The 8,104-nt window shown below is 67.3% G+C and carries 7 protein-coding genes and 1 tRNA gene; 6 read left to right on the forward strand and 2 right to left on the reverse strand.

The features are described from left to right. Nucleotides 1-264 precede the first annotated feature (264 nt). Together ACOJTB_RS12095 and ACOJTB_RS12100 are read left to right on the forward strand one after the other, a co-directional pair. On the forward strand, nucleotides 265-843 hold the full coding sequence (locus ACOJTB_RS12095; RefSeq protein WP_420102772.1) for a cupin domain-containing protein: 579 nt from the start codon (nucleotides 265-267) through the stop codon (nucleotides 841-843). 118 nt (nucleotides 844-961) lie between these two features. Further along, a tRNA-Gly gene (locus ACOJTB_RS12100) sits at nucleotides 962-1,035 on the forward strand. A 310-nt stretch (nucleotides 1,036-1,345) separates the two neighbouring features. Here ACOJTB_RS12100 and ACOJTB_RS12105 read toward each other — a convergent pair. Beyond that, complete coding sequence (locus tag ACOJTB_RS12105; protein WP_420102773.1) at nucleotides 1,346-1,486, reverse strand: hypothetical protein; 141 nt, start codon at nucleotides 1,484-1,486, stop codon at nucleotides 1,346-1,348. Nucleotides 1,487-1,635: 149 nt separating this feature from the next. Here ACOJTB_RS12105 and ACOJTB_RS12110 point away from each other — a divergent pair, with 149 nt between their 5' ends. After that, nucleotides 1,636-1,989 (forward strand): RidA family protein, encoded by a 354-nt coding sequence (locus tag ACOJTB_RS12110; RefSeq protein ID WP_420102774.1) that lies wholly within the window; start codon nucleotides 1,636-1,638, stop codon nucleotides 1,987-1,989. Nucleotides 1,990-2,016: 27 nt separating this feature from the next. Here the strand turns inward: ACOJTB_RS12110 and glpD are convergent, their stop codons facing one another. Continuing rightward, nucleotides 2,017-3,552, reverse strand: coding sequence for a glycerol-3-phosphate dehydrogenase (gene glpD, locus ACOJTB_RS12115; RefSeq protein ID WP_420102775.1), 1,536 nt, complete (start codon nucleotides 3,550-3,552; stop codon nucleotides 2,017-2,019). Between the two features lie 144 nt (nucleotides 3,553-3,696). Between glpD and ACOJTB_RS12120 the strand changes: the two genes are divergently transcribed. The 3 genes from ACOJTB_RS12120 (at nucleotide 3,697) to ACOJTB_RS12130 (ending at nucleotide 7,850) form a co-directional block, all read left to right on the forward strand. Further along, nucleotides 3,697-5,547 carry a TRAP transporter large permease gene (locus tag ACOJTB_RS12120; protein ID WP_420102776.1) on the forward strand — a complete coding sequence of 617 codons (1,851 nt, stop codon included), beginning with the start codon at nucleotides 3,697-3,699 and terminating at the stop codon, nucleotides 5,545-5,547. 45 nt (nucleotides 5,548-5,592) lie between these two features. Then, nucleotides 5,593-6,870 carry a nicotinate phosphoribosyltransferase gene (gene pncB, locus ACOJTB_RS12125; protein WP_420102777.1) on the forward strand — a complete coding sequence of 426 codons (1,278 nt, stop codon included), beginning with the start codon at nucleotides 5,593-5,595 and terminating at the stop codon, nucleotides 6,868-6,870. 71 nt (nucleotides 6,871-6,941) lie between these two features. Continuing rightward, nucleotides 6,942-7,850, forward strand: coding sequence for a DUF1444 domain-containing protein (locus tag ACOJTB_RS12130; RefSeq protein ID WP_420102778.1), 909 nt, complete (start codon nucleotides 6,942-6,944; stop codon nucleotides 7,848-7,850). The last annotated feature ends 254 nt before the right edge of the window (nucleotides 7,851-8,104 follow it).

Here is an 8,104-nt window from a genome sequence, read left to right on the forward strand (position 1 = left end):
ACTTGTCTTGAAAGGGGAACCCGCGGTTCGCCAGAATTGCTCGCTCCACCTCGACCTTGGAGCATCGTGACCCTCACCGTTCGCGTGATGGTCCACCCCGCCGCCACTCCGGTCGGCCTCGAGACTCCGCCTGTTCGACAGGCGGAGTTTTTTGTATGGGATCGGTCGGCGCCGCTCGGAATCTCGAGCGGGGTCGCGACGAGAAGCCCCGGTGTCCGCATCATGGCCGACCGCGGCCGAGCCGATCATCGGGAAGGAGCGGGAATGGGTTTCGATGTCGGCGCTCGCTTGCGCGAAATCAGGCAGGCGGCAGGGCTGTCGCAGCGAGAACTGGCGGCACGATCGGGAGTGACGCACAGCCTGATCTCGCTGATCGAGCAGAACCGCAACAGCCCCTCGGTCGCATCGCTGCGCAAGATCCTCGACGGCATCCCGATGACGATGGTCAACTTTTTCGACGAATCGCATCTGCCGCCGGACCAGGTGTTTTTCGCCGCGGACGATCTGATCGACCTCACGTCCCGGCTGCATCAGGTCAATGGCGGAGAAGGGCGCGGTCGCATGTCGTTCCGGCAGGTGGGCGATGCGAAGGCGCATAACCTGCAGATCCTGCATGAAAGCTACGAGCCGGGCGCCGATACCGGCGTCGCGATGCTCAAGCATGGCTCTCATGAGGGCGGCGTGGTGATCTCCGGTGAGCTGGAGCTGACGGTGGGCGACCAGGTCAAGGTGCTGCGGGCGGGGGAAGCCTATCTCTTCGACAGCCGAATCCCGCACCGCTTCCGCAATATCGGCTCCGAGCGCTGCACCGTGGTCAGCGCCTGCACGCCGCCCTATCTGTGAGGCCGCCTGTGCCGATGGCGGCACGAGAGGCAAAATGACCGCAAAGCTGCGGAAACAGCGCCAGCTCCGCCGGCAACGGCTTGACTTCTCCCGCACCGATAGGGAATTTGGCGCCGTCGCGGGTGTAGCTCAATGGTAGAGCAGCAGCCTTCCAAGCTGAATACCCGGGTTCGATTCCCGGTACCCGCTCCAGCCCTTCCCAGTCGCTGAACCGTCTGCCGCAACGCCGATTCGAGGCGCGCGGGTTTCGGATCGATGCTTTTGCGTCAGGCGCCTGAAACGCGCCGGGGCGGTCGGTCGTCGCGCGAGCGCGTTCTGCAGATGGAAGAGTTCGACGTCGCAATGTCGCTGCCAAAAGGGGCTCAACCCTAGGGCTCTCTGGACATTGGGGTGGGGGGCTGCGCCAAGGGGGCAGACGGGCCCGTCACGGGATGATCGGGCTGGCCCGGACGCAGCAGCACAGGACAAATTTTCGCCGGCCCACCAAGCCATCGGGCCGGCTTCAGCGAAATGTCAGCATCGTCAGAAGGGCGATTCCGCTCGCGGCTGCTGCGAGCATCAGGGCAGCGGCGCCGGCCAGACGCAACATGTCCTGCCGTTCGCTTGTGCCGGAATGGTGCAGGGCGATCGCGATCCGTTTCATGCCGAACCTCTTCCATCGGGGTCGGCGGTTGACGAGCAAGACGCGCGCCGGTCGATCGGGCTTTCACCGAGCCGCGCCGGTCGCGTGCGCCGCTTGACGTGCGGCCGGAAGAGGGCGAAGCCGGCACATCGCTTTGCTCGGGAGCCGCCATGACCATCGAACGAATCGGGCTGACCGCCCGCTGGTGCGACGCCGCCATCTTCAACGGCATCGTCTTTCTCGCCGGCCATGTCCCCGAGCAGACCGAGGGCCGCTCGCTCACGGAACAGACGCGCGAGGTGCTCGCCCTGCTGGAAGACACGCTCGCGCAGGCCGGCAGCAGCAAGGAGCGGATCCTGAGCGTCCAGATCTTCCTCAGCGATATCGGCACGATTCGCGAGATGAACGCCGTGTGGGATGCCTGGGTGGCACCGGGCCATGCGCCGGCCCGCGCCACGGTGGAGGCGAAGCTGGCCTCGCCCGGCTACGGCATCGAAATCACGGCCGTCGCCGCCAAGCTCTGAGCGAAAGACCCGCCGTTCCGCTTTCTCTCAGGCTGCCTGCATGAAGGCGTCGAGCGCTTCGCGTTGGGCGCCGTCGAGCCGCAGTCCCAGCTTGCTGCGCCGCCAGAGGACATCGTCGGCGCGGCGCGCCCATTCGGCGCGCATCAGATAGCGCACTTCGCGCTCGTAGAGATCGGCGCCGAAATGCCGGCCGAGATCGGCAAGCCCGCTCGCCCCGTCGAGGATTTCGCGGGCGCGGGTGCCGTACATCCGCAGCAGGCGCGTCGCCATGGGGCGCTCCAGCCAGGCAAGGTCCCGCAGCGTCCTGTCCAGCAGCGCCTCGAAGCCGTCGACCGGGAAATCGCCGCCGGGCAGGGCGCCCTTCACCGTCCAGGGCGCGCGCGCGGCCCAGGGCGCATGCGGCGACAGCTTCTCGATGGCGGCCTCGGCGAGGCGCCGATAGGTCGTGATCTTGCCGCCGAAGACCGAGAGCAGCGGCGCCGAGCCTGCCGGGGCGTCGAGGGTGAGGACGTAGTCGCGCGTCGCTTCCTGCGCCTTGGAGGCGCCGTCGTCATAGAGCGGGCGCACGCCGGAATAGGTCCAGACCACGCTCTCCGGCGTCACCGGCGCGCGGAAATACTCGCTCGCGGCGGCGCAGAGATACCCGATCTCGTCCGGCGTCGCCGCGACATCGGCCGGATCGCCGCGATAGTCGCGATCGGTCGTGCCGATGAGGGTGAAGTCGCGCTCATAGGGAATGGCGAAGATGATCCGGCCATCCGCGTTCTGGAAGATGTAGCAGCGATCGTGCTCGTAGATGCGCGGCACCACGATATGGCTGCCCTGAACCATGCGCACGCCGGCGCTGGCATTGTTGTGAATGACGCCGGTCAGCACGTCGCCGACCCAGGGGCCGGCCGCGTTGACGAGGCTGCGGGCCCAGATCTCGGTGCGTTCCTCGGGCCGCTGCGCGACGAGATGCCAGAGCCCGTCCTCGCGCGTCGCCGAGACGACTTGCGTGCGGGTGTGGACGGCCGCACCGCGGATCGCGGCATCCATGGCATTCAGGACCACGAGCCGCGCATCCTCGACCCAACAGTCGGAATATTCGAAGGCCGTGGCGCGGTCGTCCTTCAGCGGCTTGCCGACGGGATCGGCGGCCAGATCGAGCGTGCGCGTCGGCGGCAGCCGCTTGCGCCCGCCGATATGGTCGTAGAGGAACAGGCCGAGCCGCAGCAGCCAGGCCGGTCGCAGGCCCTTGTGGTGCGGCAGCACGAAGCGCAGCGGCCAGATGATGTGCGGCGCGATCGCCCAGAGCCGCTCGCGCTCCATCAGTGCCTCGCGCACCAGACGGAACTCGTAATGCTCGAGATAGCGCAGACCGCCATGGATCAGCTTGGTCGAGCGCGAGGAGGTGGCGCTGGCCAAATCGTCCTTCTCGAACAGCACCACGGAGGCGCCGCGCCCGGCCGCGTCACGCGCGATGCCGCAGCCATTGATACCGCCGCCGATGACCGCGAGGTCGCAGGGCGTCGAGGGGCCGGAGCCGAAAGCGGCGGGGGCTGGCAGCGTCTCGGATGGCATTTCGTCGTCGTTCCTGATCCGGCGCGGGGATAACCCTTATCGCGGGGGTGGGCAATCGCAGTGCGGGGAAGCGCGCTTCCCTAGTCCTGTCTTGACGTCTCGGCGAGGCCTCGCCACTGGCTGGATGTGCATCGGAGAGAGGGAATGGGCGAGCCAGTCACGAAAGACCTGGCCGTGAGGCGCGCGGCGACGCTGGAGGCCGGGCTTCGCACCGGGCTGGAGGTGCTGGGCGGGTCGCTGCTCGCCGTGCTGTTCCTGCTGGTGATGGCCTCGGTGGCGGCGCGCTATGTCGCAGGCTCGGGATTTGCCTGGTCGGACGAACTCGCGACCTGGCTGTTCCTTGCACTCGTCGCGGTGGGTCTGCCGCTCGCGGCCAGCGGCACGCTGGCCATGCGGCTCGACGTCCTCCTGCGCTGGCTGCCTCCGTCTCTCAAAAGCGCCTGCGACGTGCTGGCCGATGGCATCGCCGTTCACGGCGCGCTGGTGCTGTGCTTCGGCGGGGCGGGCGTGGCGACGCTCGTCGGCGGTCGTTCGACCGTGCTCGGCCTGCCGGAATGGCTGCGTTTCGTGGCCTTCGCGATCGGCGGGGGGCTCGCGCTGGCGATGCTGGCACTGCATGGCCTTCGCCAGCGCGGCGTTCGCGGCATGGCGGCGTCGCTCGTCCTCGGCTGCGGACTTTACGGTCTGGCGCAGCTCTCATCGGATTGGTTCGCGACCCCGAGCCTCATCGCCGCGCTCGCGGCCGGTCTGGGCCTGCTCGTGGGGGCGCCGCTGCCCTTCGCGCTGATCGCCGCGGTCTCGCTGACCGGGCCTTTCGGCGGCACGATGCCGGAGCCGGCGATCGTGCAGACGCTCGTCGGCGGTCTCGGCAAGTTCCTGCTGCTTGCGATCCCTTTCTTTCTGCTGGCCGGGGAACTGCTGACGCAGGGCGGGCTCGCCGAGCGGCTGATCCGGTTCGCTGCGACGCTCGTCGGGCACTGGCGCGCCGGCCTTGCCCAGACGGCTCTGGTGTCCAGCGTGCTGTTCTCCGGCGCCTCCGGCTCCTCGATCGCCAATGCGGCCTTCGGCGCCAAGGTGCTGGCGCCGACCCTGGTGGCGCGCGGCTATCCGCCCGCGCATGCGGCCGCCATCGTTGCCGGCGTCTCGATGCTGGACAACATCATTCCCCCGTCCATCGCCTTCCTGATTCTGGCGAGCGCGACCAATCTCTCCGTCGGCTCGCTGCTGGTGGGCGGTTTCGTCGCGGGCGGCGTCCTCGCGCTCGCTCTAGCGATCGGCATCCACCTCACCGTTCGCGGCGTGGTCGATGCGGCCCCGCGGGCGAGTGCGGCCGAGCGGGGCAGGGCGCTGATCGGCGCGCTCCCGGCGATCGGGCTCGGCATCGTCGTGGTGGTCGGCATCCGCTTCGGCGTCGTGACGGTGACCGAGGCCTCGGCGCTTGCGGTGGCCTATGCCGGGCTCGCCTGCCTGGCGCTGCGCAGCCTGGACGGCCGCGGCGTCGTGCTCGCCCTGCGCAAGGCGGCCGCCGAGGCGGCGGCGATCGGGCTGCTGATCGGGGCATCCGCCCCCTTCGCCTTTCTGCTCGCGATCGATCGGGTCTCGGACCAGATGGCCGGGCTCGTCACGAGCCTGGGAGCCGGGCCGCTGGCGGTGGCGCTGGGTGCCAATCTCGTGCTGCTGGTGGCGGGGCTCTTTCTCGATATCGGCGCGGCGATCCTGCTGCTGGCGCCGCTGCTCTTGCCCGTCGCCATCGCGGCAGGGCTCGATCCCGTGCAGTTCGGCGTCGTGCTGGTCGTCAACCTGATGATCCATGGGCTGACGCCGCCGCTCGGCATTCTGGTCTATGTCGTCAGCGGCATCATGCGGGTTCCGGCGGGCGCGGTCTTCAGAGCCGTGTTGCCGCTGCTCGGCGTGCTGCTGGTGGCGCTGACGCTGCTGACGCTGGGCATGGCCGCGTGGCCGGCGCTTGCGCCACGGCTCGCGGCGTTGTTCTGATGCCGCGCTGCCCCGCCGAACGCCTGACCCGGATCCGACGCCGACATGATCTACACCGACATCGCGACCCGGACCTATAACCATGGCTGGCGGCTGGATCCGATCATCCGCAGCCTGCTCGACACCGATTTCTACAAGCTGCTGATGCTGCAGATGATCAGGGCATTCCACCCGCAGGTGCAGGTGACCTTCTCGCTGATCAACCGCTCAAAGCATATCCGGCTCGCCGACATCGTCGATGAAGGGGAGCTCAGGGCGCAGCTCGACCATGCGCGCTCGCTGCGCTTCACCAAGAACGAGCTGATCTGGCTCGCCGGCAACAGCTTCTACGGCAAGACGCAGATGTTCTCGCCGGATTTCATGGCCTGGCTCGCCGATTTCCAGCTGCCCGACTACGAGCTGTACAAGGTCGATGGTCAGTACGAGCTGCATTTCGACGGGCCCTGGACGCACACCACCATGTGGGAGGTGCCGGCGCTCGCTATCATCAACGAGTTGCGCGCCCGCCGCGTCATGCTCGGCCAGAAGCGCTTCCAGCTGGATGTGCTCTATGCCCGCGCCAAGGCCAAGATGTGGGACAAGGTGGAGCGGCTGCAGAAGCTGCCGAACCTGAAGCTTTCCGATTTCGGCACGCGCCGCCGCCATGGGCATCTGTGGCAGCGCTGGTGCGTGGCGGCGCTGAAGGAAGGGCTCGGCCCCGCCTTCACCGGCACCTCCAACGTGCTGCTGGCGATGGATACGGATCTGGAAGCGATCGGGACCAATGCGCATGAACTGCCGATGGTGCTGGCCGCGCTCGCCGAATCGGATGAGGCGCTGCTGCGCGCGCCCTATCGCGTGCTGGACGAGTGGCGGCAGGTCTATGGCGGCAATCTGCTGATCGCGCTGCCCGACGCTTTCGGCACGCAGAGCTTCCTGCGCCATGCGCCGGACTGGGTGGCCGATTGGACGGGCTTCCGGCCCGACAGCGCGCCGCCGATTCCGGCCGGCGAGACGATCATGGCCTGGTGGCGCGAGCATGGGCGCGACCCGCGCGAGAAGCTGCTGGTCTTTTCCGACGGGCTGGATGTCGAGGCGATCGAGCGCGTCTACCACCATTTCGACGGCAAGGTCCGCATGGCTTTCGGCTGGGGGACGGACCTTACCAACGATCTCGTCGGCTGTTCGCCGGACGGTTCGCCGGCCCTCGATCCGATCTCGCTGGTCTGCAAGGTGTCCAAGGCGAACGGGCGCCCGGCCGTGAAGCTCTCCGACAATCCCGAGAAAGTCTCGGGCGATGCAGGGACGGTGGCGCGATATCGGCGCGTGTTCGGGATCTCCTGACGTTGCGTCGATAAAAATGTTGCCATTATGTTCTCTTCGCGCAATCATGGTTGCGGGTTGGGGAACTCGACATGTTGCGCTTACTGGTCTTCGTGATCGCGGCCATAGCCTTGCTTGCCGGTACGCCGGTTTCACTCGCCCAAGCGATAGGGCGCGATAGGCTGAACGAGGCTCGGCCGCTCAGCGAGACCGAGATGGCAGGTCTGATCATGACCATGCTCGAAGGTCGAGCGGGCGTCAGCGCTGTGCGCGTCGAAGCCGGCGACGTGGTTTTCAGGACGGCCGGTCACGATGTCCGGATGGGGTTGGCTCCGCTCAGCGCGCAATTCAATGCTCTTCCGGACGCGAAGAGCCGCCAGGAGGCTTTCGACAAGCTGACGCAACGCGTGGTCGAGGCGGCCGCGGGCCGATCGGCTCCCAAGAGTGAAGCCGAGCGCGCGCGGTTCATCGCGTCTCTGATCCCCGTCATGAAGAATCGATCCTATGTCGAGCAATTCGCCGCCATGGCCCGCCAGAAGGGTGATCCCAAAGCTCAGCTGCTGCATGTTCCGCTGGAGGGCGACATCGTCGTCGCGGCGGCACTCGATCTTCCTAAGATCACCCGCTTCGTCTCGGTCGGGGAGGGCGGCCAGTACGGGATGAGCGACAAGGATGTGCTGCGTGCGGTTCTGGACAACTGGGTCCGACGCGTCGACCGGGTCGAGATCCATGAGTTCGGGAGGTTGCGGAGGTTCCATTTCGGCGAAGGCCACTACAACGCCTCGATCCTGTTGCTGGAAAATCCCTGGAAGAATGTTCCGAACCTGCCGCGCAACCTCGCCATCGCCATACCGTCGCGCGACATCCTCGCCTTCGGAGACGCGGACGACGCTGCGCAAGTCGCTGCGCTGCGGGCGCTGACTCAAGCGCCCGATGGCGGTTTTCCAGTCAGCAAACGGCTTTACACGCTGGGTCCGAGGGGCTTCGCCGTGATGCCCTGAGCCTAACGGTGCGAATCCGTAACGGCCGTCGGAGCGGCGCTTGCTCGTCGGCCGCCGCAAGCCGCCGCGTCGTCGCGCCGGGCCGACACGGGAAGCGGGAACCTTGCATCCCGCTTCAAAACCTCCTAATGCGACGCGGTTTCAAGGCCCCGGAGGGCCGCCTTCGAGGACAAGGGTGTCATGGCCAAAGAGAAGTTTTCGCGGACGAAGCCGCACTGCAACATTGGAACGATTGGTCACGTTGACCATGGCAA

The organism is Allobosea sp., from assembly GCF_048595345.1.
Lineage (GTDB): Bacteria > Pseudomonadota > Alphaproteobacteria > Rhizobiales > Beijerinckiaceae > Allobosea.

Coding starts and splice junctions, on each gene's coding strand:
- ACOJTB_RS12095 (WP_420102772.1), top strand. CDS start 265: ATGGGTTTCGATGTCGGCGCTCGCTTGCGCGAAATCAGGCAGGCGGCA.
- ACOJTB_RS12105 (WP_420102773.1), bottom strand. CDS start 1,486: ATGAAACGGATCGCGATCGCCCTGCACCATTCCGGCACAAGCGAACGG.
- ACOJTB_RS12110 (WP_420102774.1), top strand. CDS start 1,636: ATGACCATCGAACGAATCGGGCTGACCGCCCGCTGGTGCGACGCCGCC.
- glpD (WP_420102775.1), bottom strand. CDS start 3,552: ATGCCATCCGAGACGCTGCCAGCCCCCGCCGCTTTCGGCTCCGGCCCC.
- ACOJTB_RS12120 (WP_420102776.1), top strand. CDS start 3,697: ATGGGCGAGCCAGTCACGAAAGACCTGGCCGTGAGGCGCGCGGCGACG.
- pncB (WP_420102777.1), top strand. CDS start 5,593: ATGATCTACACCGACATCGCGACCCGGACCTATAACCATGGCTGGCGG.
- ACOJTB_RS12130 (WP_420102778.1), top strand. CDS start 6,942: ATGTTGCGCTTACTGGTCTTCGTGATCGCGGCCATAGCCTTGCTTGCC.